General features: G+C 71.6%; 28 protein-coding genes. 10 read left to right on the top strand and 18 right to left on the bottom strand.

All coding sequences use genetic code 11. From position 1 onward, the window contains the following. Nucleotides 1–88: 88 nt before the first annotated feature. Together H2038_RS05890 and H2038_RS05885 are read right to left on the bottom strand one after the other, a co-directional pair. Nucleotides 89–802: a CPBP family intramembrane glutamic endopeptidase gene (locus H2038_RS05890; protein WP_292110311.1), complete on the bottom strand. Its 714-nt coding sequence runs from the start codon at nt 800–802 to the stop codon at nt 89–91. A gap of 88 nt (nt 803–890) precedes the next feature. Next, nucleotides 891–2,732 carry a gamma-glutamyltransferase family protein gene (locus tag H2038_RS05885; RefSeq protein ID WP_292110307.1) on the bottom strand — a complete coding sequence of 614 codons (1,842 nt, stop codon included), beginning with the start codon at nt 2,730–2,732 and terminating at the stop codon, nt 891–893. Nucleotides 2,733–2,837: 105 nt separating this feature from the next. Between H2038_RS05885 and H2038_RS05880 the strand changes: the two genes are divergently transcribed. Next, nucleotides 2,838–3,806, top strand: coding sequence for a magnesium and cobalt transport protein CorA (locus H2038_RS05880; protein WP_292110305.1), 969 nt, complete (start codon nt 2,838–2,840; stop codon nt 3,804–3,806). Here H2038_RS05880 and H2038_RS05875 read toward each other — a convergent pair. The 7 genes from H2038_RS05875 to H2038_RS05845 all read right to left on the bottom strand — a co-directional run bounded on the left by H2038_RS05875 (nt 3,784) and on the right by H2038_RS05845 (nt 11,099). Next, nucleotides 3,784–4,392: a bifunctional 2-polyprenyl-6-hydroxyphenol methylase/3-demethylubiquinol 3-O-methyltransferase UbiG gene (locus H2038_RS05875; protein WP_292110302.1), complete on the bottom strand. Its 609-nt coding sequence runs from the start codon at nt 4,390–4,392 to the stop codon at nt 3,784–3,786. The two genes, H2038_RS05880 and H2038_RS05875, sit on opposite strands and share 23 nt — an antisense overlap. 33 nt (nt 4,393–4,425) lie before the next feature. Further along, nucleotides 4,426–5,115 carry a phosphate regulon transcriptional regulator PhoB gene (phoB, locus tag H2038_RS05870; RefSeq protein ID WP_292110299.1) on the bottom strand — a complete coding sequence of 230 codons (690 nt, stop codon included), beginning with the start codon at nt 5,113–5,115 and terminating at the stop codon, nt 4,426–4,428. 17 nt (nt 5,116–5,132) lie between these two features. After that, nucleotides 5,133–5,855, bottom strand: coding sequence for a phosphate signaling complex protein PhoU (gene phoU, locus H2038_RS05865; RefSeq protein ID WP_292110296.1), 723 nt, complete (start codon nt 5,853–5,855; stop codon nt 5,133–5,135). A 7-nt stretch (nt 5,856–5,862) separates the two neighbouring features. Then, nucleotides 5,863–6,846 carry a phosphate ABC transporter ATP-binding protein PstB gene (gene pstB / locus H2038_RS05860; RefSeq protein ID WP_292110294.1) on the bottom strand — a complete coding sequence of 328 codons (984 nt, stop codon included), beginning with the start codon at nt 6,844–6,846 and terminating at the stop codon, nt 5,863–5,865. A 4-nt stretch (nt 6,847–6,850) separates the two neighbouring features. Continuing rightward, nucleotides 6,851–8,140: a phosphate ABC transporter permease PstA gene (pstA, locus tag H2038_RS05855; RefSeq protein ID WP_292110290.1), complete on the bottom strand. Its 1,290-nt coding sequence runs from the start codon at nt 8,138–8,140 to the stop codon at nt 6,851–6,853. Further along, nucleotides 8,133–9,563 (bottom strand): phosphate ABC transporter permease subunit PstC, encoded by a 1,431-nt coding sequence (gene pstC / locus H2038_RS05850; RefSeq protein ID WP_292110287.1) that lies wholly within the window; start codon nt 9,561–9,563, stop codon nt 8,133–8,135. The genes pstA and pstC overlap by 8 nt, the downstream gene beginning before the upstream one ends. A 105-nt stretch (nt 9,564–9,668) precedes the next feature. After that, on the bottom strand, nt 9,669–11,099 hold the full coding sequence (locus tag H2038_RS05845) for an ATP-binding protein (RefSeq protein WP_292110284.1): 1,431 nt from the start codon (nt 11,097–11,099) through the stop codon (nt 9,669–9,671). 135 nt (nt 11,100–11,234) lie between these two features. Between H2038_RS05845 and H2038_RS05840 the strand changes: the two genes are divergently transcribed. Together H2038_RS05840 and H2038_RS05835 are read left to right on the top strand one after the other, a co-directional pair. Continuing rightward, the gene (locus H2038_RS05840) at nt 11,235–12,197 is read left to right on the top strand and encodes an ATP-binding cassette domain-containing protein (RefSeq protein ID WP_292110281.1); all 963 of its coding nucleotides are present in this window, start codon (nt 11,235–11,237) and stop codon (nt 12,195–12,197) included. Continuing rightward, a complete protein-coding gene (locus tag H2038_RS05835; RefSeq protein ID WP_292110278.1) occupies nt 12,194–13,588 on the top strand; it encodes an ABC transporter permease in 1,395 nt (464 codons plus the stop codon). The genes H2038_RS05840 and H2038_RS05835 overlap by 4 nt, the downstream gene beginning before the upstream one ends. Nucleotides 13,589–13,838: 250 nt before the next feature. Here H2038_RS05835 and rpsU read toward each other — a convergent pair whose 3' ends face one another. Beyond that, nucleotides 13,839–14,075 (bottom strand): 30S ribosomal protein S21, encoded by a 237-nt coding sequence (gene rpsU, locus H2038_RS05830; protein ID WP_092312110.1) that lies wholly within the window; start codon nt 14,073–14,075, stop codon nt 13,839–13,841. Nucleotides 14,076–14,263: 188 nt separating this feature from the next. Between rpsU and H2038_RS05825 the strand changes: the two genes are divergently transcribed. Continuing rightward, nucleotides 14,264–14,962 carry a COQ9 family protein gene (locus H2038_RS05825; RefSeq protein WP_292110275.1) on the top strand — a complete coding sequence of 233 codons (699 nt, stop codon included), beginning with the start codon at nt 14,264–14,266 and terminating at the stop codon, nt 14,960–14,962. On the opposite strand, the gene H2038_RS05820 is transcribed toward H2038_RS05825, so the two are convergent. Then, nucleotides 14,959–16,038: a 5-(carboxyamino)imidazole ribonucleotide synthase gene (locus tag H2038_RS05820; protein WP_292110272.1), complete on the bottom strand. Its 1,080-nt coding sequence runs from the start codon at nt 16,036–16,038 to the stop codon at nt 14,959–14,961. The two genes, H2038_RS05825 and H2038_RS05820, sit on opposite strands and share 4 nt — an antisense overlap. After that, nucleotides 16,039–16,530: a 5-(carboxyamino)imidazole ribonucleotide mutase gene (gene purE / locus H2038_RS05815; RefSeq protein ID WP_292110269.1), complete on the bottom strand. Its 492-nt coding sequence runs from the start codon at nt 16,528–16,530 to the stop codon at nt 16,039–16,041. A 123-nt stretch (nt 16,531–16,653) separates the two neighbouring features. On the opposite strand from purE, the gene H2038_RS05810 reads away from it, so the two are divergent. Further along, nucleotides 16,654–17,217 (top strand): GGDEF domain-containing protein, encoded by a 564-nt coding sequence (locus H2038_RS05810; RefSeq protein WP_292110266.1) that lies wholly within the window; start codon nt 16,654–16,656, stop codon nt 17,215–17,217. A 4-nt stretch (nt 17,218–17,221) separates the two neighbouring features. On the opposite strand, the gene H2038_RS05805 is transcribed toward H2038_RS05810, so the two are convergent. Genes H2038_RS05805 through H2038_RS05795 form a run of 3 tightly spaced genes read right to left on the bottom strand, consistent with a single transcriptional unit; the run spans nt 17,222 to nt 18,545 of the window. Further along, the gene (locus tag H2038_RS05805; RefSeq protein WP_292110263.1) at nt 17,222–17,446 is read right to left on the bottom strand and encodes a DUF465 domain-containing protein; all 225 of its coding nucleotides are present in this window, start codon (nt 17,444–17,446) and stop codon (nt 17,222–17,224) included. Nucleotides 17,447–17,484: 38 nt separating this feature from the next. Next, on the bottom strand, nt 17,485–17,949 hold the full coding sequence (locus tag H2038_RS05800; RefSeq protein WP_292110260.1) for a TIGR02444 family protein: 465 nt from the start codon (nt 17,947–17,949) through the stop codon (nt 17,485–17,487). Beyond that, nucleotides 17,946–18,545: a UbiX family flavin prenyltransferase gene (locus tag H2038_RS05795; protein WP_292110408.1), complete on the bottom strand. Its 600-nt coding sequence runs from the start codon at nt 18,543–18,545 to the stop codon at nt 17,946–17,948. The genes H2038_RS05800 and H2038_RS05795 overlap by 4 nt, the downstream gene beginning before the upstream one ends. A 128-nt stretch (nt 18,546–18,673) precedes the next feature. Here H2038_RS05795 and H2038_RS05790 point away from each other — a divergent pair, with 128 nt between their 5' ends. Beyond that, nucleotides 18,674–18,847 (top strand): DUF465 domain-containing protein, encoded by a 174-nt coding sequence (locus H2038_RS05790; RefSeq protein ID WP_292110257.1) that lies wholly within the window; start codon nt 18,674–18,676, stop codon nt 18,845–18,847. A gap of 64 nt (nt 18,848–18,911) precedes the next feature. On the opposite strand, the gene H2038_RS05785 is transcribed toward H2038_RS05790, so the two are convergent. Then, a complete protein-coding gene (locus H2038_RS05785; protein ID WP_292110255.1) occupies nt 18,912–19,586 on the bottom strand; it encodes a cell cycle transcriptional regulator TrcR in 675 nt (224 codons plus the stop codon). A 215-nt stretch (nt 19,587–19,801) separates the two neighbouring features. Here H2038_RS05785 and H2038_RS05780 point away from each other — a divergent pair, with 215 nt between their 5' ends. After that, nucleotides 19,802–20,422, top strand: coding sequence for a beta/gamma crystallin-related protein (locus H2038_RS05780; RefSeq protein ID WP_292110253.1), 621 nt, complete (start codon nt 19,802–19,804; stop codon nt 20,420–20,422). A 3-nt stretch (nt 20,423–20,425) separates the two neighbouring features. On the opposite strand, the gene H2038_RS05775 is transcribed toward H2038_RS05780, so the two are convergent. Continuing rightward, nucleotides 20,426–21,397, bottom strand: a complete 972-nt coding sequence (locus tag H2038_RS05775) for an NAD(P)H-quinone oxidoreductase (protein ID WP_292110250.1) — start codon at nt 21,395–21,397, stop codon at nt 20,426–20,428. Between the two features lie 81 nt (nt 21,398–21,478). Between H2038_RS05775 and H2038_RS05770 the strand changes: the two genes are divergently transcribed. The 3 genes from H2038_RS05770 (at nt 21,479) to H2038_RS05760 (ending at nt 22,666) form a co-directional block, all read left to right on the top strand. Beyond that, nucleotides 21,479–21,682, top strand: a complete 204-nt coding sequence (locus H2038_RS05770) for a DUF1192 domain-containing protein (protein ID WP_292110246.1) — start codon at nt 21,479–21,481, stop codon at nt 21,680–21,682. A gap of 109 nt (nt 21,683–21,791) precedes the next feature. Beyond that, nucleotides 21,792–22,307 (top strand): DUF1465 family protein, encoded by a 516-nt coding sequence (locus H2038_RS05765; RefSeq protein ID WP_292110406.1) that lies wholly within the window; start codon nt 21,792–21,794, stop codon nt 22,305–22,307. Next, on the top strand, nt 22,304–22,666 hold the full coding sequence (locus H2038_RS05760) for a hypothetical protein (RefSeq protein ID WP_292110243.1): 363 nt from the start codon (nt 22,304–22,306) through the stop codon (nt 22,664–22,666). The genes H2038_RS05765 and H2038_RS05760 overlap by 4 nt, the downstream gene beginning before the upstream one ends. Before the next feature lie 3 nt (nt 22,667–22,669). On the opposite strand, the gene H2038_RS05755 is transcribed toward H2038_RS05760, so the two are convergent. After that, nucleotides 22,670–24,193 carry a L,D-transpeptidase family protein gene (locus H2038_RS05755; RefSeq protein ID WP_292110240.1) on the bottom strand — a complete coding sequence of 508 codons (1,524 nt, stop codon included), beginning with the start codon at nt 24,191–24,193 and terminating at the stop codon, nt 22,670–22,672. Between the last annotated feature and the right edge of the window lie 77 nt (nt 24,194–24,270).

Here is a 24,270-nt window from a genome sequence, read left to right as displayed (position 1 = left end):
GAGTGTCCGCGTCGGGAAGAGGCGGCCGGGGTTCGGACCGGATGCAGCTTTGCAGAAACTTCATACGGCCTTGGACCTCCGGCGAGGCCTAGACCAGATGGTAGATGGAGTTGCCGAAGTTGTGCAGCAGGATCGGCAGGACCACGCTGCCGGTCTTCTCGCGGATCCACACCAGCAGCAGGGCCGGGAGGCCGGTCAGGGCCAGGGCCGTGGCGTCGACGCTGAAGCCGCCGTCGCCGTAGCCCAGCGCGTGGGTCAGGCCGAAGGCGAAGGAGGAGACCAGAGCGCCCCAGCCCATCGGCGCGCCGAGCACCGACAGCGGGCGGCCGAACGCCTCGTTGAGCATCACCAGCAGCACGCCCCGGTAGAACAGCTCCTCGTCCAGTCCCGGCATGGTCAGCTGGAAGGCGAGCGTGTCGGCGTCGGCCGGCTCGGTTGGGAAGTAGAGGGCGAGGCCCAGGTACACCGCGACCAGAACGGCCGACAGCGCCAGCGCGCCGGGCCATCCTGTCCGGTACTGCCGGAGCGTCACGCCGCTGCGCCGGAAGCCGAGCCAGGCGGCGACGGCCAGGGACAGCAGGACGGCCAGCGTCTTGCCCTCCCAGTTCCAGTCGGACGGCCCGAAGTCCAGCGGGATGCGCCCGTAGCCCCGCGTCAGCAGGACGTCGTAGGCGACCATGAGCAGCAGGGCGGTGGCGAGCCACAGCCAGCGCACCCGCCCGCGCGCCATCGCCGCGCACAGCAGGCCGGCCGCCGCCGTCCCGCCGACCCAGCCCGACAGCACCCAGATCGCGTCCGCCATTCCCGTCTTCTCCCGTGGTCCCGGGGGAGAGGCGGGGCGGGAGGACGGCGGATGCGTCTTACGGGGATTTAACCCGGGGGCGCGGCGGTCAGTACGCCAGCGCGATCCCGTCCTTGCGCATCTCGGTCGCCGCCCCGTAGGTCCAGCGCCCGCCCGGGTTCGGCCGACGCACCACGTTCTGGTAGCCGCCGAAGCCGCCGTTGGGCGGGCCGAGCGTCCAGCCCATGGCCGCCAGCTGCGCCTTCGTGGCCTCGGGCACGCCGGTCTCGAGATGCAGCACGCCGGTTCCCTCGGCGGGCTGGCCGGTGGGTTCGGACGAGCCCTCGTGCTGCCAGCGCGGCGCGTCGCCGGCCGCCTGCGGCTCGAGGCCGTAGTCGACCATGTTGATGATGATCTGGGCCTGCCCCTGGGGCTGCATGCCGCCGCCCATGACGCCGAAGGCCATCCACGGCTCGCCGTCCCTGCAGGCGAAGCCGGGAATGATGGTGTGGAAGGGCCGCTTGCCGGGGGCGTAGAGGTTCGGACTGCCGTCCTTCAGGCTGAACAGCTCGCCGCGGTCCTGGAACATGAAACCCAGCGGCTGCGCGCCGTCGTCCGGCGCCAGGCCCGACCCCATGCCGCGGTAGTTGGACTGGATCCAGCTGACCATCATCCCGTCGCTGTCGGCGACGGAGAAGTAGGTGGTGTCGCCCTGCGTCGGGGCGTCGCCGGGGAAGACGCGGTCCATGACCCGGTCCGGGCGGATCAGGCGGGCGCGCTCGGCGGCGTAGGCCTTGGAGTTCAGCCATTCGACCGGCGCCACGGCGAACCTCTGGTCGGCGAAGAAGCGGGCGCGGTCCTCGAAGGCCAGCCGCTTGGCCTCGGCCTGGTGGTGGATCGAGGCGGCCGACTGGAAGCCCATGCCGGCGAGATCGAACTGTTCGCAGACGTTGAGGATCTGGTTGGTCGACAGGCCCTGGGTGTTCGGGCCGAGGCCGTAGACCTCGACCCCGCGATAGGTGGTGCGGATCGGCTCGACCCACTCGGAGCGGTGGGCGGCGAGGTCGGCGCGGGTCATCCAGCCGCCGATGCGGCGGAAGTAGCGCTCGATCGCCTCGGCGACGGGGCCGTCGTAGAAGGCGTCGCGCCCGCCCTCGGCGATCATCCGGTAGGTGCGGCCGAGGAAGGGGTTGGCGAACATCTCGCCGACGCCGGGCACGCGCCCGCCCGGGGCATAGACCAGCTTGCGGTTGTCGTTCTCCTCGATCAGCCGGGACGACCGGTCGAAGATCGCCATGTTCCGCTCGAGGTAGTAGGCGATCACCTGCGGGACCGGGACCCCTTGCTCGCACAGCTCGGCCACCGGCAGCAGCACGTCGCGCCACGGCAGCTTGCCGTACCGCTGGTGGGCGCTCCACCAGGCGTCCACCGTGCCCGGCACGTTGACGGTCACCGCGCCGTAGGAGGGCAGGTAGCCGTCGTCGTTGGCGCGCGACCGCGCCGTCTCCAGCGAGAGGCCGCGCGGGCTGTTGCCCGAGCCGTTCAGCCCGACGACCTTCCGCTGCGCCGGGTCCCACAGCATGCAGAAGGCGTCGCCGCCGATGCCGTTGGCGACCGGCTCCAGAAAGCCCAGCGCGGCGTTGATGGCGATGGCGGCGTCGACGGCCGAGCCGCCGCGCCGCAGGGTGTCGACGCCGATCAGGGTGGCGGCCGGATGGGCCGTCGCCGCCGCGCCGTGGGCGCCCCAGACGGTTGAGCGCCCGGCGAAGGGCGCGCCCGTGATCCGGTCGCCCGGGCCGACGTCGGCGAAAGGCTCCGTCGTCCGCGCCGGCGTCGGGGCCGCTTGCGTCGCCCGACCGGGGGCGGCGGGCGTCGGCCCGGCGACGGCCGACGACGCGCCGGCGATCAGGGCGCCCGCAGGCAGGGTCGACAGAAAGGTGCGGCGGCGCATGGCGGGACTCCCGGTGAAGGCGGCGATCCGACCCTAACCGCTTGCGGCGGCGTGTGAAGCGCGGCGGGGCTTCTCCGTTCCGCCGTTCGGCTGTACCGCTGCCCCATGAGCGTCGTCGCCGCCTGTCTGTACCAGCACGGCCGCCGGGTGCGGCCGGTCGCCATCGATGAGCGGATCGACTGTCCCGAGGACAAGTCGCAGTTCGTCTGGATCGGCCTGGTCGATCCGACCCTTGAGGAGCTGCGGACCCTCCAGCGCAGCTACGGCCTGCATCCTCTCGCCGTCGAGGACGCGGCCAAGGGGGACCAGCTGCCGAAGCTGGACGTCTATGGCGACCAGCTGTTCGTGGTCGCGCGCACCGCCTGGCTGGAGAGCGGCCTGATCCGCTACGGCGAGACCTCGCTGTTCGTGGGTCACAGCCACATCATCAGCGTGCGGCGCACCTCCAGCCGCGGCCACGCCGAGCTGCGCGAGCAGCTGGAGGCCTCGCCCGCCCTGTTGTCCCAGGGCGTCGACTATGTGCTGCACGCCATCCTGGACTTCATCGTCGACGGCTACCTGCCGCTGGGCGAGGCGCTGGAGGACGAAGTGCTGGCCATGGAGCAGCGGGCCATCGACAGCTTCCTGGCCCGCAGCGAGATCAACCGCATCTTCGAGATCCGCCGCCAGCTGATCCGGTTCCAGCGCGTGCTCGCCCCGACGTCGGAGGTGGCGGGCAAGTTCATCCGCCTCGACCTGCCGGGCATCGACCCGGACACCCGCCCCTACTTCAACGACGTTCTCGACCACGTGCGGCGGGTGCAGACCATGGTGGACGGCCTGCGCGAGGTGCTGACCTCGGTGTTCGAATTCTCCAACCTGCTGGAGCAGCAGCGCACCGGCGCGATCACCCGGCAGCTGGCCGCCTGGGCCGCCATCCTCGCCGTCCCGACCGCCATCGCCGGCATCTACGGGATGAACTTCAGGCATATGCCGGAGCTGGACAGCCCATGGGGCTATCCGGCCGTCCTGCTGGTGATCGCGGTCATCTGCGGCTGGCTGTTCGTGCGCTTCAGACGGACCCGCTGGTTGTAGAGCCGTCGTCGGCCTCCCGCACGGCGTCGAAATAGTCGTTCCCGCCGGCGTCGCGGTGGTTCGCCGCCAGTCGCAGTCCGGCCCGGGCGAGGGCCTCGCCATAGGCCGCCTCGCCCAGCGACCGGGACGGCCGGCCCGTCAGGCTGTCCGTCCATTCGCAGGCGGTCCGCGGGGCCGTGAACAGGAAGCGGCCGCCGGGCTCCAGGGCCTCGGCGACCCGGTGGAGCAGGCGGAGCTGATCCTCCGCCGGCAGCAGGAACAGCAGTCCGATCGCAACCGCGCCGTCGAACCGCCGCCCGAAGAAGGCGCTGCTCTCGGCGGGCTCGCAGGCCACGGGCGATCCGGGCAAGCGCCGGCGGAACGCGTCCACGAGCGCCGGCGAGGCGTCGACGCCCCACACCTGCAGGCCGGCCCCGACGAGGGCGGTTCCCACGGGGGCGCCGGAGCCGCAGCCGATGTCGAGCACCGCGGCGCCCGACGGAAGCTGTCGCGCCCACCGCTCCACCACATCCACGCCCGCGTCGGAGCGGGCCTTCATGAAGTCGGCGGCGACCGCGTTCCAGCCGCGGGAAGGATCGTCCGTCATCGGGTCAGCCTGCCACGGGCCGACCGGCGCCGGCTAGCCGCCGAGGTCCAGCGAGTAGCCGGCCGAGCGGACGGTGCGGATGGGGTTTACGGTCCCCTCGATATTGAGCGCCTTGCGGAGGCGGCCGACATGCACGTCGACCGTGCGCGCCTCGACGTAGACGTCCGAGCCCCAGACCGCGTCCAGCAGCTGCTCGCGGCTGAACACCCGGCCGGGATGCTGCATGAAGTGGTCGAGCAGGCGGAACTCGGTCGGGCCGAGATGGATCTCGGCGCCGGCGCGGCGCACCCGGTGGGCGACGCGGTCGATGACGATGTCGCCGTGGCTGATGCGGTCGTCCGCCAGACCGGGCCGGATGCGGCGCAGCACGGCGCGGATGCGGGCGGTCAGCTCGGTCATCGAGAACGGCTTGGTCAGATAGTCGTCCGCCCCGGTGTCCAGCCCCCGCACCCGGTCGGATTCCTCGCCCCGCGCGGTCAGCATGATGATCGGCAGGTTGCGCGTCTCCGGCTTGCCGCGGATCCGCCGGCAGACCTCGATTCCGGACAGCTTGGGCAGCATCCAGTCGAGCAGGACGAGGTCGGGGAGGCGCTCGTCGATCTGGAGCATGCCCTCCTCGCCGTCCGAGGCGACGACGACGCGGTAGCCCTCCTTCTCGAGGTTGTAGGACAGCAGCGTCGCCAGCGCGTCCTCGTCTTCCATCACCAGAACATAGGGCTGCACGTCGAACTCTCCGGGCTTCAGGCGGGGGTCGTCTCTGGCGAGGCGGACTGATCCGGATCCGGGGTCCAGCGCGGCCGTTCGCCGGTGAACTCCAGTCCGGTGATCTCGTAGTGGATGGTCTCGGCGATATTGGTCGCGTGATCGCCGATCCGCTCGAGGTTCTTCGCCATGAACAGCAGGTGGGTGCAGGCCCCGATCGTGCGCGGGTCGCCCATCATGTAGGTCAGCAGCTCGCGGAACAGGGCGTTGTAGTGCTCGTCCACCTCGTCGTCGGTGTTCCACACCGAGACGGCGCGCTCGACCTCGGCGGCGGCGTAGGCGTCCAGCACGTCGCGCAGGCGGGTCGAGACCAGCCGTCCCATGCGCTCGATGGAGCGGGTCAGCGGCTGCATCGGCTCGCCCTCGGCGAGGATCAGGGCGCGCTTGGCGATGTTCTTGGCCAGGTCGCCCGTGCGCTCCAGGTCGGTGGCCAGCTTCATCGCGGCCAGGGTGCGGCGCAGGTCGGAGGCGACCGGCTGGCGCAGCGCGATCAGGCGGATCGCCTTCTTCTCGATCTCGCGGTGCAGGGAATCGAGACGGACGTCGCGTTCCACGACCGCGCGGGCCAGACCCACGTCGCGACGGGCGACGGACTCGACCGCGTCGGCGACCTGGGCCTCGGCGAGACCGCCCATGCGGGCGACCTCGGCGGTCAGCTGGTTCAGCTCGTCCCCGTAGGCCTTGACGGTATGCTGGGTCATGGCGGTCCTAGCCGAAGCGGCCGGTGATGTAATCCAGCGTGCGGCGCTCGCGCGGATTGGTGAAGATCTCTTCGGTGTCGCCGGTCTCGACCAGCCGCCCGAGGTGGAAGAAGGCGGTGCGCTGGCTGACGCGCGCGGCCTGGGCCATGGAGTGGGTGACGATGACGATGCAGTAGCGCTCGCGCAGCTCGTCGATCAGCTCCTCGATCTTGGCGGTGGCGATCGGGTCGAGGGCCGAGCAGGGCTCGTCCATCAGGATCACTTCGGGCTCGACGGCGATGGCGCGGGCGATGACCAGGCGCTGCTGCTGGCCGCCCGAGAGGCCGGTGCCGGGCGAGTGCAGGCGGTCGGCGACCTCTTCCCACAGCCCGGCGCGCTTCAGCGAGGCCTGGACGATCTCGTCGAGCTCGCCCTTCGAGGTGGCGAGGCCGTGAATGCGGGGGCCGTAGGCGACGTTCTCGTAGATCGACTTCGGGAACGGGTTCGGCTTCTGGAAGACCATGCCGACGCGCGCGCGCAGCAGCACCGGGTCGACCGATTTCGCGTTGATGTCCTCGCCGTCCATTTCGATGCGGCCGGTCACCCGCGCGTGCGGGATGGTGTCGTTCATGCGGTTCATCGTCCGCAGGAAGGTCGACTTGCCGCAGCCCGAGGGGCCGATCAGGGCGGTGACGGTCTTGTCCGGGATGTCCAGGGAGACGTCGAACAGCGCCTGCTTGTCGCCGTAGAAGACGGAGACGTCGCGGGCGCAGATCTTGGTCTGCCCGACCGGGCCGCCCCCGGCGTGCAGCGCGCGCGGCGCCGTGGTGGTCGGCGGAAGGGCCGGCGGGCCGTCGACGGGCGCGTCCTGCACCCGGCCGGAGGCGCTGTCGCCCGCGCCGTCGGCGTCGGCGGCGGGCAGGACCTGTCCGCCCATGCGCGGGGTCTGCGTCGGGTCGGCTCCGGCCCCGCCGTTCCGGTCTTCGGTCGAACGGAAGATCTTGAACTTCATTGTCTTACCACCGGCGTTCGAAGCGCCGGCGCAGCACGATGGCGGCGGCGTTCATGACGATCATGAAGGCGAGCAGGACCAGGATGGCGGCGGCCGTCCGCTCGTGGAAGGCGCGCTCCGAGGCGTTCTCCCAGATGTAGACGAGCGAGGGCAGGGCGCCGGTCGGCTCGACGAGGCTGTGCGGCAGGCCCGGGACGAAGCTGATCATGCCGATCAGCAGCAGCGGGGCGGTCTCGCCCAGCGCGTGCGCCATCGAGATGATGGCGCCGGTCATCACGCCCGGCATGGCCAGCGGCAGGGTGTGCTGGAACACGGTCTGGGTCTTCGAGGCGCCCATGGCCAGGGCGGCCTCGCGGATGGAGGGCGGCACCGCCTTCAGCGACGAGCGGGTGGCGATGATGATGGTCGGCAGGGCCATCAGGGCCAGAACCAGACCCCCGACCAGCGGGCTGGCGCGGGGCAGGTGCATCCAGTTGATGAACAGGGCCAGGCCCAGCAGGCCGTAGATGATCGACGGCACGGCCGCGAGGTTGTTGATGTTGACCTCGATCAGGTCCGTCAGCCGGTTCCGGGGCGCGAACTCCTCGAGGTACAGCGCCGCGCCGACCCCGAGCGGGATGGCGATCAGGGCGGTGACCAGCAGCATGAGGGCGGAGCCGATCACCGCGCCCAGCACGCCGGCGAGCTCCGGCTCCGTGGAGTCGCCGCGGGTGAACAGGCCGGCGTTGAAGTGGGCCGACACCTGGCCCTCGTCGCGCATCCGGTCCAGCCAGGCGATCTGCTCGTTCGACAGCCGGCGCTGCTCGGCCGGCGTCGCGCGGGTGATCTTGCCCTTGAAGTAGAGGTCGGCGTCGTCGGACAGGGGGGCGGCGAGGGTCACGGTCTGGCCGACCAGGCCGGGCTGGCGGGCGATCCGCCCGGCGGCCACGAACTTCAGCTCCGACGAGAACAGGCCGCGCATCGCGGTGGCCTTCGATCCCGTCGCGTCGTCGGCGATGCCGAGGCGGCGCAACTGCTGTTCGGCGACGAGCTGTTCGAAATTGGTGCCCTGCGGATAGCCGCGGTCGATCCGGGCCGGGTCCATGTAGACCGGCACGGTCACCGAGTGGGTGTAGAAGGCGGTGTGGCCCTGCTCCACGATGCGGCCGAGCAGGAGCACGAGGAAGCCGACGGCCACGGCGATGGCCAGCAGGCCGTAGGCGCGGAAGCGCCGCTCCTTGGCGTAGCGCCGCTTCAGGCCGCTGCGCAGCCGTTCCGCCCGCGTGCGGTCGTGGCCGTTCGTCGCCTCAGTCATATTGCTGCCGGTAGGTGATGACGATGCGCTGGGCGACGATGTTCAGCAGCAGGGTGACGAGGAAGAGGGTCAGGCCCAGGCCGAAGGCGGCCAGGGTCTTGGGGCTGTCGAACTCCTGGTCGCCGGTCAGGAGGGTGACGATCTGCACCGTGACCGTGGTCACCGTGTCGAGGGGGTTCAGGGTCAGGCGGGCGGCCAGGCCCGCGGCCATGGTGACGATCATGGTCTCGCCGATGGCGCGCGACATGGCCAGCAGCATCGCGCCGGCCACGCCGGGCAGGGCGGCGGGCAGCAGGACCCGGGACACCGTCTCCGACTTCGTGGCTCCCATGGCGTAGGACCCGTCGCGGAGGCTCTGGGGCACGGCGTTGATGATGTCGTCGGACAGGGAGCTGACGAAGGGGATCAGCATGATGCCCATCACGCCGCCGGCGACCAGCGCCATCTGGTTCTGCACCAGCATCAGATACTGCCCGACCGGGTCCAGCGGTCCGCCGACCAGCAGGGCGCCGACGCCGTTGAAGAAGCCGCGCAGGGCCGGGCCGACGGTCAGGGCGGCGAAGAAGCCGTAGACCACGGTCGGCACGCCGGCGAGGATTTCGAGGATCGGCTTCACCGTCGCCCGGAACACCGGTCCCGCGTACTCGGACAGGTAGATGGCCGAGAACAGGCCGACCGGCGCCGCGACGGCCATGGCGATCAGCATGATCAGGAAGGTGCCGGTGAACAGCGGCAGGGCCCCGAAGGCGCCGCTGGAGCCCACCTGGTCGGCCCGGATCGCAGTCTGGGGGCTCCACTGGGTCCCGAACAGGAACTCGGTGATCGGCACCGAGGCGAAGAAGCGGGAAGAGTCGAACACCAGCGAGGCGACGATGCCGATGGTGGTCAGGACGGCGACGGCCGAGCAGGCGAACAGGGCGCCGACGATCCAGCCCTCGACCCGGTTGCGGGCCCGCAGGTCCGGCCGGATGCGGCTGAACACGAACAGGCCGCCCAGCGCCCCGGCCAGCAGGGCCGCGACCCAGCCGCCGAGGGAGAGCATCAGGTGAATGCGGGCCGCGCGGCGGCCCTCGGCCGGCAGCAGTTCGGCGTAGGGCGCCGGCCAGATCTGGGCGGCGGGACGACCCGCGCCGACCGCGGCGGCGTCCGCCTGGAAGGCCTGGCGCCGGAACGGCTCCAGCGACTGCACGGCGTCGGGCGAGCCGGCAGCCATCAGCTGATGCTCGATCGTGGGCGCGAACACGGCCGACAGGAACAGCACCAGCAGGGCCGGGGCCGCCGTCCAGATCAGGGCGTAGGCGCCGTGCTGGCCCGGCCGCGAGTGGGCGCGGGCGCCGGCGGCGCGGCGTCGGGCCAGCCCCCGGCCGCCCAGATAGGCGGCCACGGCTGCGACGATCAGGATCGGCAGAAAAAGCCAGGTCATCGGCGTCCGGGGTGAGAATCGGTACGGTCCGGTCGCCCGGGCCGGTCCGGGCGGGAAACTGCCCCCGAATGGTCAGCGGAATAAGACGCCCGCATGACAGTTCTGTTACGACGTCGGAGCCGCCGTCGCCTGCGCGTCACGGGTCCGTCGCGCGTCGACCGGGAAGTAGGCGGTGAAGGTCGCCCCCTGTCCCGGCGCGCTCTCGACGGTCAGGCCGCCGCGGTGCCGGTTCAGGATGTGCTTGACGATGGCCAGGCCCAGGCCGGTGCCCGACCGCTCGCCGCTCTTCTGGCCCTCGACGCGGTAGAAGCGTTCCGTCAGCCGGGGGAGGCTCTCGCGGGCCATGCCGGGCCCGTAGTCGCGGACCATCACGCCGGCGTACTGCTGGCCCGGTTCGCGGTCCGGGGTCAGCAGGGGCAGGCGCGTCACCCCGCCCTCGCGGGCGCCGCCCGACCAGGCCGCCGCCGCCTCCTGGAGCGGCACGTCGGCCTTGATGACGATCTCCACCGTCTGCCCGGCGCTGGAGTATTTGATGGCGTTGTCGACCAGGTTCTGGATCACCTGCACGACCTCGTCGCGGTCGCCGGCGATCGGCGCGGAGGTCGCCCGCGCCTCCAGCTTCAGGGTGACCCCCCGCTCGGCGGCGAGCAGGCCCACGGCGTCGATCACGTCGCGGGCCGCGGGCACCAGATCGACCCGGCCCGACGGCGGAATGTGCTCGTTGAGCTCGATGCGGCTCAGCGACAGCAGGTCGGCGACGAGCCGGCTCATGCGGTCGGCCTGCACCGCCATGATGTCGAGGAACCGGTCGCGGGCGCGGGCGTCGTCCCGGGCGTGTCCCTTGAGGGTCTCGATGAAGCCGGCCAGCGAAGCCAGCGGCGTCTTCAGCTCGTGGCTGGCGTTGGCGAGGAAGTCGACGCGCATGAGCTCCATGCGCCGGACCTCCGTCTCGTCGCGGAGCACCACCAGCGCGAGCGGCCCGGCCGCTTCGGCCCCCGGCAACGGCCGCGTCAGCGCCCGCCAGTGGCGGGTGCGGGGACCGGCGGCGGTGTAGTCGGTGGTCCGGGACACGCCGCCGTACAGCGCCTCGTCGACCGCCTCGAGGACCGCCGGCTCGCGCAGGGCGGAGACCAGCAGGGCGCCTTCGCGCGGGATGCGCAGCAGGTCGCGGGCCGCTGCGTTAGCCAGGGCGACGCGACGCCCGGCGAAGTCGTCGGCCTCGCCGCCGGCGACGACGAGAACCGGGTCGGCCAGCGCCTCGAACGCCCCCTCCAGCAGCGGGCGATCGACGGCGGTCGTCTCCTCAGGCGGCGCGGGCTGGGCCGCGTCTGCCGGGGGGGCGGCGGGACGCCGATTGACGGCCCAGGTCGCCAGACCCACCAACGCGGCGGCCCCGAGCAGCCAGGACGCCAGCTCGCGGTGACTTGCGGCGAGCGCCACCAGCACCGCGATCGAGATTCCTGCGCTCGCCCCGACGGTCCAGAGCCGTGACGCCGCGGGCGGGGCGACAGGCGAAGGGGCGGCTTCAAGAGGCATCAGGCGTCCGACGGCGACTCGCGAGGGTCGAACATGACACGGAATTCATGACAGTGGCGCGGCGAACCGTCCGCGGCCGGGTTGTCAATGTCCCTTTACACTTCTACCAATGGGCCGCTGATCGACGGAGGGCGCATGGCGGCGGCACTGACACTCGAGGGCGTGAACAAGCGCTACGGCGGCTTCCACGCGGTGCGCGATCTCGGGTTCGAGGTCGGGAAGGGCAGCATCTGCGGCTTCCTCGGTCCCAACGGCGCCGGCAAGACCTCGACCATCCGGATGATCCTGGGCCTGCAGCCGGCGACGTCCGGCCGCATCGAGATCCTCGGCGCCGACGACGGGCGGAAGGTGCGCGACCGCATCGGCTTCCTTCCCGAGGAGCGCGGCCTCTACAAGAAGATGACGCCGGTCGACGCCATCGCCTTTTTCGGCTCGCTGAAGGGCGTGCCGCTGGGCGAGGGCCGCCGCCGGGCGCGCGAGATGCTGGACGCCCAGGGACTGGGCGCGGCGAAACGCAAGAAGATGAAGGAGCTGTCCAAGGGCATGTCCCAGAAGGTGCAGCTGATCGCCTCGGTGGTGCACCGGCCCGAGTTCGTCATCCTCGACGAGCCCTTCTCGGGGCTCGATCCGGTCAATCAGCAGGGGCTGGAGGCGATGATCCGCAGCCTGGCCGCGGACGGGGCCACGGTGCTGTTCTCCACCCATGTGATGCAGCACGCCGAACGGCTGTGCGACAAGGTCGTGCTGCTCGCGCGCGGCCGGAAGGCCTTCGAGGGCACGGTGGACGAGGCCAAGGCCACCACCCGCCGCTTCCTCGAGCTCGAGGGGGCCATCGCGCCCGAGCAGGTGCAAGGCCTGCCCGGCGTCGTCGAGGTCGAGGTGGCGGCCGATCGCGGCGAGGTGCGGGTGATCCGGGCGGCGCTGGACCGTGGGGCGCAGGGCCAGGAAGCCCTCAAGGCGGCCTTCCTCGGCGGGCTCGACGTCCGCCGCTTCGACCTGCGCGAACCCAGCCTGCACGACGCCTTCATCGCCCTGACGGGGGACAACCCCGACCAGGACCAGTCCGTGAAGCCCGCCGGTCAGGAGGCCGCCCGATGAACCGCATCCTGCTCATCGCCCGGCGCGAATACGCCGCCTACGCCAAGACGGTCGGCTTCTGGCTGTCGCTGCTGGCCTTCCCCCTGTTCGCCGTCCTCGGCGGCGCGGTGCCGATCCTGATCAAGTCTTCCGAGCCCATCCGCGCGGTGGCCGTCGTCGAGGAGGGGCCCGAGGCGTCCGGCCTCGCCGCCGCCATCCGCAACGCCCTCGCCCGCGACGTCGAGCGGCGGCAGGAACGGGAGCGTCAGGCGAACGAGGCGGCCGAGAAGGCCACCGGGATGCCCATGGCCGGCTCCAGCGCCGCCAAGGGCGCCTTCGCGCGCCTGTCCGGGCCGCGCCTCCGCATCGTCGAGACTCCGCCCGAGATCGAAGCGGCGGCGCCCGGCGCGGCGCAGGACGAGATCGTGCGCCGGTATCTCACCGACGAGACGCCGGAGGCGGATCGACTCGACGCCGTCGTCTTCCTCAGCCGCGAGGCCGACGGGCCGGCGGCCCGCGTCTGGACCGCGCGGGCGACCGACGACACGGTCGAGGACTTCGTTCGCGACGCCCTCCGCGCGGCCAACCGCAAGGCGCTGTTCGAGGGCGCCGGCATCGACCCGGCCGTGGTCGAAAGCGCCGAGAGCTTCCGTCCCGACATCGCGGTGTTCTCGCCGAAGTCGGTCAGCGGCGGCGAGGTCTCCCTACGTGACAAGCTGCCGACCATCATCGGCATGGCGGGCGGTTTCCTGCTCTGGTCGCTGATCATCACCGGCGCCTCCATCCTGCTGAACAGCGTGATGGAGGAGAAGTCGAACAAGATCCTCGAGGTGCTGCTGTCCTCGGCCTCGCCGACGGAGATTCTCGCGGGGAAGGTGCTCGGCGTGGCCCTGCTGACCATCACCGTGCTGCTCGCCTGGGGCGGCATCGGCGCCGCGGGACTGCTCTCGTTCGCGCCCGGACAGGCGGCCATGGTCGGCGACATCTTGCTGACCGGCGGCATGATCGGATGGTTCGTCGCCTTCATGGTGGGCGGCTACCTGATGTACGCGGTCCTGTTCGCCGCCATCGGCGCCTTCTGCGAGACCCCGCGCGACGCCCAGACCCTGATGGGGCCGATCATGATGATCCTCATCATTCCGGTCATGACCATGTCGATGGCCATGACCACGCCGGACGCGCCGGCGGTGAAGATCCTGTCGTGGGTGCCGTTCTTCACGCCCTTCCTGATGATGGCGCGGCTGCCCTCCGATCCGCCGATGCTCGAGCTGATCGGCGCCATGGCCGGCATGTTCGCCTTCGCCCTGTTCATGGTCTGGCTGTCCGGCCGCGCCTTCCGCGCCGGCGCCCTGTCCGACGTGAAGCTGAGCTGGAGGAGCTTCGCCGGGGCGATCCGGGGCGGCGGGAACTAGGCCGGGTCGGCCTCACCCCTCCGCCGGCTTGCCGCCGGCGACTGGGGGAGCGCGCAGCTGTTGGGGGGAAGGGCGGCGCAGACCCGGCCGGCTGACGTCCCGACCGGATCCGCCGGCGTCGCCCGCTCCTGGCCCCCTCGGCCGCCTGTGCTCGCCGTCGGATTCGGCTGAAGGCGAGGTGAGCAGACAACGAAAAGGGCCGCCCCGTTTCCGGAGCGGCCCTTGATCGTTCAGCCTCGTGGAGCCGGTCTTACCGGCCGGGGCGCGGCTTGGGGGCCGGCAGCAGGCCTTCGCGCTGGGCGCGCTTGCGGGCCAGCTTGCGGGCGCGGCGCACGGCTTCCGCCTTCTGGCGGGCGCGCTTCTCCGAGGGCTTCTCGTAGTGCACGTGGCGCTTCATTTCACGGAAGCTGCCTTCGCGCTGCATCTTCTTCTTCAGGGCCTTCAGCGCCTGATCGACGTTGTTGTCGCGGACGAAAATCTGAACCAGGTGAAACTCTCCTTTGGCTGCCCGCCGCGTCCTGTGAGGGAGACGGGCAGACAAATAAAATCTCGCGCTCCCGGACCGGGGCCCGTGAGTGAAGGCGGGCTGATACACGAGCCGTTCCGCACTGTCCAGATCGTCGCGGCCCTTTGTGATGGGTCGAAACGCCCGCCGGACGGGCTTATGCTGGCGCCATGACCGACGCGCCACACCTGTCGAATGCGGAGCCCGAAGGCGAGGCCGTCAAGGCCGATTGGGCGGACCAGATGGAGCAGGCGGTTCTCGACGCCGCAATCCGCCATGCGCCCCGCACCGGCTGGAACGGCCGCATGGTTCGCGCCGCCTGCGAGGAGCTGGGCCTCTCCGTCGGCGACGAGGAGCTGCTGTTCCCCAACGGCGCCCGCGACCTCGCCGCCCTGCTGTCGCGGCGGCACGACGACCGGGCCATGGCGGCGCTCGCCGACGTGGATCCGGCGACGCTGAAGATCCGCGAGCGAATCGCCCGCGCCGTCTCCGCCCGCATGGAGGCGGGCGCCGGGGACCTGGAGGCGACCCGCCGCTGCGCCGCCTTCCTCGCCCTGCCGACCAACACGGACCTCGGCCTGCAACTCGCCTGGGAGACCGCCGACCTGCTGTGGCGCTGGGCCGGCGACACCGCGACCGACTGGAACCACTATTCCAAGCGCGCCATCCTTTCCGGCATCCTGATCCCGGCCCTGACCCTGCGCTGGTTCGACGGCCAGGACGCCGCCGAGGCCTTCGTGGCGCGCCGCATCGACAACGTCATGGCCTTCGAGAAGTGGAAGGCCGGCAAGGATTTCGACGCCCCGCTGCGGAAGGTCACCGACGTACTGGCGCGGCTGCGGTACGGGGCGCGCAGCGAAGCCGGCTAGAGCGGCTTCACCCGGTTCACATGGCCCATCTTGCGGCCCGGCCGGGCCTCGGCCTTGCCGTAGAGGTGCAGGCGGGCGTCCGGCGCGGCCGACAGCTCGCGCCACCGGTCGACCTCGTCGCCGAGCAGGTTGGTCATCTCGACCCGGGCGTGGGCGGCGGTCGGGCCCAGCGGCCAGCCGGCGATGGCGCGGATATGCTGTTCGAACTGGTCGCAGGCGCAGCCGTCCTGGGTCCAGTGGCCGGTGTTGTGCACCCGCGGGGCGATCTCGTTGACCCGCAGCTCGCCGCCGCCGAGGTCGAACAGCTCCACGCCCAGCACCCCGACGTAATCTAGACCGTTGAGGATGGCTTCGGCGATCTCCACCGCCCGGGCGGCCGTGCCGGCGTCGACCGTCGCCGGCGCCACGGTGGTGCGCAGCACGCCGCCCTCATGCACGTTCTCGCCCAGCGGATAGACCGCGACCGAGCCGTCGCGACCGCGTGCGGCGATCACCGACAGCTCGCGCACGAAGGCCGCCTTCGCCTCCAGCACGGCGGGCCGGCTCCCGATGGCGTTCCAGGCGTCGGCGGCCTCGCTGGCGGCGCGCACCCAGACCTGGCCCTTGCCGTCGTAGCCCTCGCGGCGGGTCTTCAGCAGCGACGGCGTCCCCAGCCGCTCCAGACCTGCGATCAGATCGTCGAGGCTGTCGACCGCCACGAAGTCCACCGTCGTCGCGCCGACGCCGTTCAGGAAGGTCTTCTCCTCGACCCGGTCCTGCGCCACCGCCAGCGCCCGGGGGCCCGGCGACACCGTGGCGCCGCCCTCGACCAGCCGCTCGACCGAGGCCGCCGGCACGTTCTCGAACTCGAAGGTCACGGCCTGCGCCACCCGGCCGAGCACCGTCAGCGCCGTGGCGTCGTCATAGGCGGCGACGAGCTGCCCCTGCGACACCCGTCCGGCCGGGCAGTTCTCCTCCGGGTCGAGGATGACGACGTTGAAGCCGAGGCGCGACGCCGCCTGGCTGAGCATCCGGCCCAGCTGGCCGCCGCCGAGGATGCCGATGGTGGAGCCGGGGGGCAGGGGGGAGGCGCTCACTCAGTCCTCGACCGTCTCGTGCACCGCCTCGGTCTGGGCGGCGCGGAAGGCGGCGAGCCGGCCGGCGAGGGCATCGTCCGACAGGGCGAGAATCTGCGCCGCGAGGATGCCGGCGTTCTTCGCCCCCGGCTCGCCGATGGCGAGGGTGGCGACCGGAACGCCGCCCGGCATCTGGGCGATCGACAGCAGGCTGTCCATGCCCTTGAGCGCCTTGGACTCGACCGGCACGCCGAGCACCGGCAGCTCCGTCATCGAGGCGGCCATGCCCGGCAGGTGGGCCGCGCCGCCGGCTCCCGCGATGATCACCCTGTAGCCCGCGGCCTTCGCCCCGGTCGCGAAGTCGAACAGCCGTTGCGGGGTGCGGTGGGCGCTGACCACCTTCGCCTCCCAGGCCACGCCCAGGCGGTCGAGCGCTTCGGCCGCCTGCCGCATCGTCGGCCAGTCCGAACGGCTGCCCATGATGATCGCCACCGGGGGGGTCTCGGTCGTCATGCGTCCGGGCTCCTTCGCGGAAAGCGGCGCGATACAGGACTCGCGTTGCGCCCGCAACCGAGGGCGCTAGGCTCAACGGCGGCCGGGCGTGCTGAGTCGCCGGCCGGGGAGCGCCTTCCGACCGTGAGCCACGCGGCCGCCATCGACCCGTACGCCGAGATCGAGCGCCTGCGCGCCGAGGTCGAGGCCCTGCGCCTGAGGGCCGAGGCGGCCGAGGCGGCGGCCGATCACGACGTGCTGACGCCGGCGTTGAACCGCCGCGGCTTCGTGGCGGCGATGAAGGGGGCCATGGCCTATTGCCAGCGTCACGGCGTGCCCGCGGTGCTGCTCTACCTCGACCTCGACGGGTTCAAGGGCGTCAACGACCGGCTCGGTCACGCCGCCGGGGACGCGGCGCTGGTGCACGTGGCCCGGCTGCTGCTCGCCAACCTGCGGGAGTCCGACGCCGTCGGCCGGCTGGGCGGCGACGAGTTCGCCCTGCTGATGCTCAACGCCGGGCTCGAGGAAGGTCGCGAGAAGGCGCGACGGCTGGCGGCGGCGCTGGAGGCGCAGCCGTTCGAATGGGAGGGGCGATCCGCCGGCCTCGGCGGCTCGTTCGGTGTGCGGGCGTTCGCCGGGCAGGACGATCCGGAGGTCTGGCTGGCCGAGGCGGACGCCGCCATGTGGGTGCGCAAGAAGGGGCGCTGAGGCCTCAGGCGATGATGTCCGGCAGGACGATCGCCTCGATCTTCACGATCTCGTCGCGCAGCACCAGCTTCTTCCGCTTCAGCCGCGCGATCATCAGCTGGTCCGGTATGGGCATGCAGCCGAGCGCCTCGATCGAGGCGTCGAGGTCGGCGTGTTCCTGCTGCAGCTCCTTGAGCCGCGCGTGCAGCGCCTTTTCAGCCTCGCTGAGAATCGGATCGTCGTCGTTCATGTCGGCCCCGGAGCGCGCCGCTTATAACGCGCCGCCGGTCACCCCGGAAGGCGCTCGGCGAGGAGGGTGAGCGCCGTCCGCGGCGTCACCGGCGACCACTGCCGCGAAACGGCGACGAGGGCCGGCAGAACCGGCTTCGGCGGGCCGGAGACGGCCGGCGAAATGCGCTCGAGAGCGGCGAGGAGACGTCGTTCCACGTCGAGCTCGACCGCCTGCACCTGGGACCGCACCGCCTCGCGATCCTCGTCGTCGATGTCGGGGATCCGCGTCTTCAGCGCCCGTCTGACCCCGCGCAGCGGCAGCACCACCGCATCCTGCCAGACCCGCGCCGTGTCGCAGGCGGCCTCGATGTCGTCCCCGGCGAGCGTCCGGCCGGTGGCGGCGGTCCAGGCCGCCCACAGCAACAGGGGGATGTTCTGACCCTGGGCGTCCTGCAGGTCGAGGCAGGCGGTCTCGACGCCCGGCGCCCGCCAGGCGCGCAGCGACCAGTCCCAGAGGGTCACGCCCGCTCCGCCGCGCGGAGGCCGTCCCACCGCTTCACGGCGCTCCAGTCGAGCCCGAACACGTCGAGCGCCCGGCCCACCGACTGGTCGACCATCTCGGCGACCGTGCCGGGTTTCGCATAGAAGGCGGGCAGGGGCGGGGCGATCACCGCGCCCATCTCCGCCAGGGCGGTCATGGTGCGCAGATGTCCGAGGTGGAGCGGCGTCTCGCGCACCATCAGCACCAGAGGCCGGCGCTCCTTGAGCGTGACGTCGGCGGCGCGGCTCAGCAGGGTCGAGGTCACGCCGGTGGCGATCTCGCCCATGGTCCGGACCGAGCAGGGGGCCACCAGCATGCCCATGGTCCGGAACGAACCCGAGGCGATCGTCGCGCCGACGTCGTTCAGCCGGTGCGTCACGTCCGCGCGGCCGGCGAGATCGTCCGCCGTCAGATCGGTTTCCTGCGACAGCGTCAGCAAGGCGGCGCGGCTGACCACCAGATGGCTCTCGACGCCGAGCTCCCGCAGGGCGTCCAGCGCCCGTATGCCGTAGATCACGCCGGACGCGCCGGAGATTCCCACCACCAGCCGCGACGGGGGGACTGCGGCTCCGTTCACATCTTCGGCCAATTCCGGCTCCAGGCTGGTCGGGTCGGGAAGGCCCGCCGCCTCACCGGAATGTGATTCCACAGGCGGTCGGGCCGGGCGCTCACTCTAGTGGTCCCTTAGACATGGAGGCGCAAGCCATGACCATTGAAGCTCGTATCCGCGAACTGGGAAACCGTCACCGCATGCTGGACCGCACCATCCAGCAGGAGATGACCCACCCCTCCGCGGACCCGCTTCGCGTCAGGGAGTTGAAGCAGCAGAAGCTGCGTCTGAAGGAACAGATCACCAGCCTGGAGGCCCGGACCCACTAGCGGGCCTCCCGAAAACGGAAACGGCCCCGGAGAGCGATCTCCGGGGCCGTCGTCTTTTCCGTCCTCAGTCGCGCGAGCCGAACACCGACTCCGCGGTGGGTTCGGCGCCGCGGCGGACCCGCTCTTCCGGAACGAACTCCGGCTCGGCGGGGGCCTCCGGCTCGGCGTCGGCCGGCTGGAGGGTGGCGCCCCCCTTCTTCGCGTCGTCGCGGGCCTTCTTCTCGGCCGCCTTCTTGACGATCTCGTCCAGCTGCAGCTGGCCGACGAGGCCGAGGGTGACCGGATCGACCGGCTTGATGTTGGCGCTGTTCCAGTGGGTGCGGTTGCGCACGCTCTCGATGGTCGCCTTGGTGGTGCCCAGCAGCTTGGAGATCTGGGCGTCGGTGACCTCGGGGTGGTTGCGCACGAACCAGGCGATGGCGTCGGGGCGGTCCTGGCGGCGCGACACCGGCGTGTACTTGGGCGCCGGCTTGGCCGACTTGAGCAGCTCGGCGTGGCGGCTGACCACCGCCTGCATCCGGTAGTCGGGGTTGGCCTGGGCCTTGTCCAGCTCCTCGCGGGTCAGCTGGCCGCCGGTGATCGGATCGACGCCGCGGATGTCCCGGGCCACGTCGCCGTCGGCGATGCCGCGAACCTCGAGCGGGTGCAGGCCGCAGAAGGCGGCGATCTGCTCGAAGGTGAGCGAGGTGTTGTCGACCAGCCAGACCGCGGTGGCCTTGGGCATCAGGATGTCGGTCATGGACGTCTTCGCTTCTTGTTGTGCGCCCGCGGTCGCGGGTTCCGGATACGACGGCGCCCGACCTTTCGGCCGGGCGCTGAGACTTTCGATATAGGCGCATTCGCCGCAAAAAGAAACGATCTCCGACGTCGCTGTACAGCCAAGGTTCATCCGCCAAGCTGAACAGTGCGTCCATCGACGCGTTTTCGCGTCCGGAGCCACCAAGGAGGGATGCCATGTTGATCGAGAGTCTCGCCGCCGCCGCGCTGCTGTCCGGCGGCGCCCCGGCGACGCAGGAGTGGGAAGGCGGTGCGCGCGTCGCGCCGCGCGGGAGCTATCGCGACAGCTGCAGCGGCGAATACGTGAACCGCGGGCGGCTGTACGCCGACTGCCGGGCCCGGGACGGCCGGATCCGCGGCACGTCGATCGAGCTCAACCGCTGCGGCGACTACGAGATCCGCAACGAGGACGGTCGGCTGGTGTGCGGGCCGTGGCGCGGGGACTACGAGGATCGGCCGGGTCGTCCCGACCGTCCCGATCGCCCCGACCGCCCCGATCGTCCCGACCGCCCGGACGGCGGCTGGGGCGGCGGCCGCAACGAGATCACCGTCTATCGCGACGCCCTGTACCGTGGTCAGTCCGCGACCTTCCGCGGCGAGGTGGGGAACCTGCGCGAGACCGGCTTCAACGACGTCATCAGCTCGATGCGCTTCCGCGGATCCTGGGAGGTCTGCACCGACGCCTGGTTCCGCGGCACGTGCCGGACCTTCAGCGATGATGTCTGGAACCTGCAGCAGCACGGCCTGAACGACCGCATCTCGTCGCTGCGCCCGGTCAGGCGCGGGGGGCGCTGGTAAGCCTCAGAGGGTCAGCACGACCTTGCCCACGTGGTCGCCCGCCTCCAGCCGGAGGTGGGCGGCCGAGGCCTGCTCCAGGGGGAAGACGGCGTCGATCGGGGGGCGCACCGCGCCGGCCGCGACCCACGGCCAGGCCGTGGCCTCCACCGCCGCCATCAGGCGCGCCTTCTCGTCGGCGGGCCGGGCCCGAAGGGTCGAGCCGGTAAGGGTCAGCCGCTTCATCATCACCCGGGCCAGATCGACCTCGGCCCGCGAGCCGGCGAGGGTGGCGATGACCACCCAGCGCCCCATCGGCCGCAGCGCCTCGAGGTTGAGGCCGGCGTAGGCGGCGCCGACCATGTCCAGCACGACGTCCGCGCCGCCGAAGTCCGCGATCGCCGCCGGCATGTCGTCGGCCAGGGCGTCGAGGCTGAGGTCCGCGCCCAGCCCCCGCGCGGCTTCGGCCTTGGCCGCCCCGCGCGAGGTGGCGATGATGCGCGCGCCCGCCGCCTTCGCCATCTGGATGGCGGTGACGCCGATGCCGCTGGTGGCGCCGTGCAGGAGCAGGGTCTCGCCGGCCGCGAGACGGCCGGCCTCGAACACGTTGGCGAAGACGGTGCAGACGGTCTCGGGCAGGGCGGCGCCGACGGTGAAGTCCAGCCCTTCGGGCAGCGGCAGGACGTGGCGGGCGTCGACCACGGCGAACTCCGCATACCCCCCGCCGCCCAGAAGGGCGCAGACCCGGTCGCCGACCGACCACCGCGCCACGCCGGCTCCGACCTCGTCGATCTCGCCGGACACCTCGAGGCCGAGGATGTCCGAGGCGCCGGGCGGGGGCGGGTAGAGGCCGCGGCGTTGCAGGAGATCGGGGCGGTTCACCCCGGCGGCGCGGACGCGGATGCGCACCTCTCCGGGGCCGGCGTGCGGATCGGGTCGCTGGTCGGGCGTGAGAGCCCCGGCGGGCCCGGCGCCGCCTGCAATCCCGATCATCCGCATGGCCGCCCGTCCTTGCATTCGTCCGTGTCCGGGCGTTCAGATAGGGGGAAGCGTCCCGGCTGGCCATGGATGGAGGCGATGATGTTCGAGGATCTGGAGCCCCGCGCGGCCCGCGGCGCGTCCCTGACGGCGCTCGTCCGGGAGGACCTCGACGCCTATTCGGTGGAGGATCTGCGGGAGAGGATCGCCCTGCTTGAGGGGGAGATCGCCCGCGTCAGGGCAGCCATTGAGGGCAAGTCGTCGCAGCGGAGCGCGGCCGACGCCCTTTTCCGCTTCGGCGACTGAGATTTCCCCTGTCGCGGGTCTGGCACGGCCGTTGCACGCAGACGACGAGGGCGCGCCGCCGCGTCACCCGTGATACGGATGCGCTGAATCCATGAGTCTGGCCGAGTTCATGTCCACCGAAGACGTTTCGCCGGGAAGCGCCGGCCGCAGTCGCATCGCCGTCGTCGAGGACTTCGCGCGCTCCGAATTGTTCGACCGCACCTTCCGCGAGGGCATGGAGCTGGTCGAGGAGACCGCCGCCTATCTGGACGGCGACGGTCGGCGGGAGTCCAAGCTGCTGTCGCGCGCGGCCGCCCTGGCCTACGCGGGGGAAAGCATGAAGCTGACCACGCGCCTGATGCAGATCGCGTCCTGGCTGCTGGTGCAGCGGGCCGTGCGGGAAGGGGACATGACCGCCGCGGCCGCCTGCGAGCCGCGCTACCGGCTGGCCGACCGCAGGGTCGAGGCCGAGCCCGGCCACCCGGAGCTGCCCATCGCCCTGGTGGAGTACGTCGTGCGGTCCGAGAAGCTGTACGATCGCGCGCTGCACCTCGACCGCCGCATGTACCAGGACACGCCCGGGGAGGAGCCGGTCAATCCGGTGCAGAGCCAACTGGACCGGCTGGCGGCGGCCTTCCGCCAGTGAGCCGCACCCGGGGCTGGACGATCGGCCTGGCCGTCCTCGCCTTGGCGGCCGCCGCCCTGACCGCTGTCGTGTTCGCGAGCGCGCGCTCGCTCGTGATGATCGAGAACCGCAGCGGCGGAACGCTGACTCTCTCTGTGGAGACCACCCGTCCGGGACAGTTCTCGTGGCAGGGCGACCTGCCTGCAGGAGGGCGCGTGGTTCGAACCGCCCGCTTCTCCGACAACAGCTTCGTGGTCGTCTGTCGCGACGAAGCCGGCGTCCATCGGACGCGGGGCGGCTATGTGACCAATGGTCGGCCCCAGGTCGTTCAGATCTCCGCCGACGGCTGCGCGGTCGTCCGGATCGACGTCCGGTTCTGAGGCCTACGGCCCGACGTCGTCGGCGTCGCGGCCGCGGCCGTCGTCGACCGGCTTCGGCAGGCTGACGGCGATGCCCAGCGCTTCCGCCAGCTTCTCATCGCGGCTGTAGACGTCCTCGCGGAAGGCGACCCGGCCCTGGCCGTCGACGAAGGCGGTCCAGTACAGCAGGCGCACGGTGATCTCGCGTCCGGTCTGGATGCGCTTGGTCTCGCGCGTGGCCTGGGCCTCGTCGAACTGGGCGAGCAGGGCGGGATCGGGCGACAGCAGCAGCCGGGCGAACTCGACGGCGTCCTGCACGCGGACGCAGCCGTGGCTGCGCTGGCGCATGGCCAGGTTGAACGCCGACTTGGTCGGGGTGTCGTGCAGGAAGATGGCGTAGCTGTCGCGCAGCTCGAACTTCACATAGCCGAGCGCCGCGTTCGGCCCGGCGCGCTGGATGACCTGGCCGTTCGAGATGTACATGTTCTGGCTGGCCAGATAGCCCGGCCCGCGCGGCAGGATCTCGTTGCGGGCGATGGAGGCCGGCACGTACCACGGCGGATTGGCCACCACCGAGGCGAACTGCTTCTCGAGGCTGGGGGTCTGGTTCGAGGGCGAGCCGACCACCACCCGGTTCGAGTGCACCGGCCGGCCGTCCTTCCAGTACACCATGATCGCGGCGGCGGTGTTCACCTCGATCCGCTCGGGCGCGACCTCCCGCTTCAGCCAGCGGCGGCGTTCGAGGTTCAGGGCGATCTGGCGCGCCCGGTCCTCGGCCGAGGCCGACAGGGAGCGCTGGGTGCCCGTGCCGATACGGCCGTCGGAGACGAGCCCGTGGCGGGTCTGGAAGCTGCGCACCGCCTGCTCCAGCTCCGGGCCGTACACATTCCCCATGGACGCCAGCCGGGCGCCGGCCGCGGCGTCGAGGTCGCCCTCGGCCACGAGGCGCTGGATCAGCACCGGCACGCGCGGATCGCTGCCGCCCGGCTCGATGTTGGGGCCGGCGCGGAAGGCGGGCCAGCCGCCGTTGTCGCGGATCAGGCGACGATAGCGGACGTAGCCGGCGGACAGGTTGGAGTAGCCGATGTCGGTCGGCGCCAGGGTCTCGAACCAGTCGACGAGCCGGTTCTGCGCCAGCGCGTCGTTCAGGCCGGCCGGCAGGTCGACCCGGTTCTTCTGCATCTCCCAGAGATCCTCGACCGTCTCCGGCCGCACCCGCCCCTCGGCCAGCACCCGGGCGTAGGTCAGGGCCGCGCCGGTGGTCGCCATCTCGATCCCGGCCGGATCCGAGGCCGCGCGCTCGAGGTCGCCGAAGAAGTCGTCGGGCGACAGGCCGTGACGCTCGGCGCGGCCGGCGGCGGCCAGCAGCGACCGCCGCCGCTCGGCGTTCCACACGGGACGCCAGCCGTTCATCTCGTAGAAGGCGCGCACGTCGGGCTGCAGGGTGGCGGGCAGGCGGGCGAGCCGGTCGTTGAAGCTGTCGTAGAAGGCGACGGCAGCGGGGTCGCGGGTCTGGGCCCGGGCGGCGAAGCCCGCAGCCGACGTCAACGCCGCGACAGCCGCGCCCACACCCAATTGCCGTCGGTTCATAACGCTCGCTCTTCGTCCGTCTTCCGCTGCACGGA

The organism is Brevundimonas sp. (assembly GCF_013912005.1).
Lineage (GTDB): Bacteria > Pseudomonadota > Alphaproteobacteria > Caulobacterales > Caulobacteraceae > Brevundimonas.
Note: the sequence above shows the minus strand (reverse complement) of the source record. Positions and strands in the feature narration are given on the sequence as shown.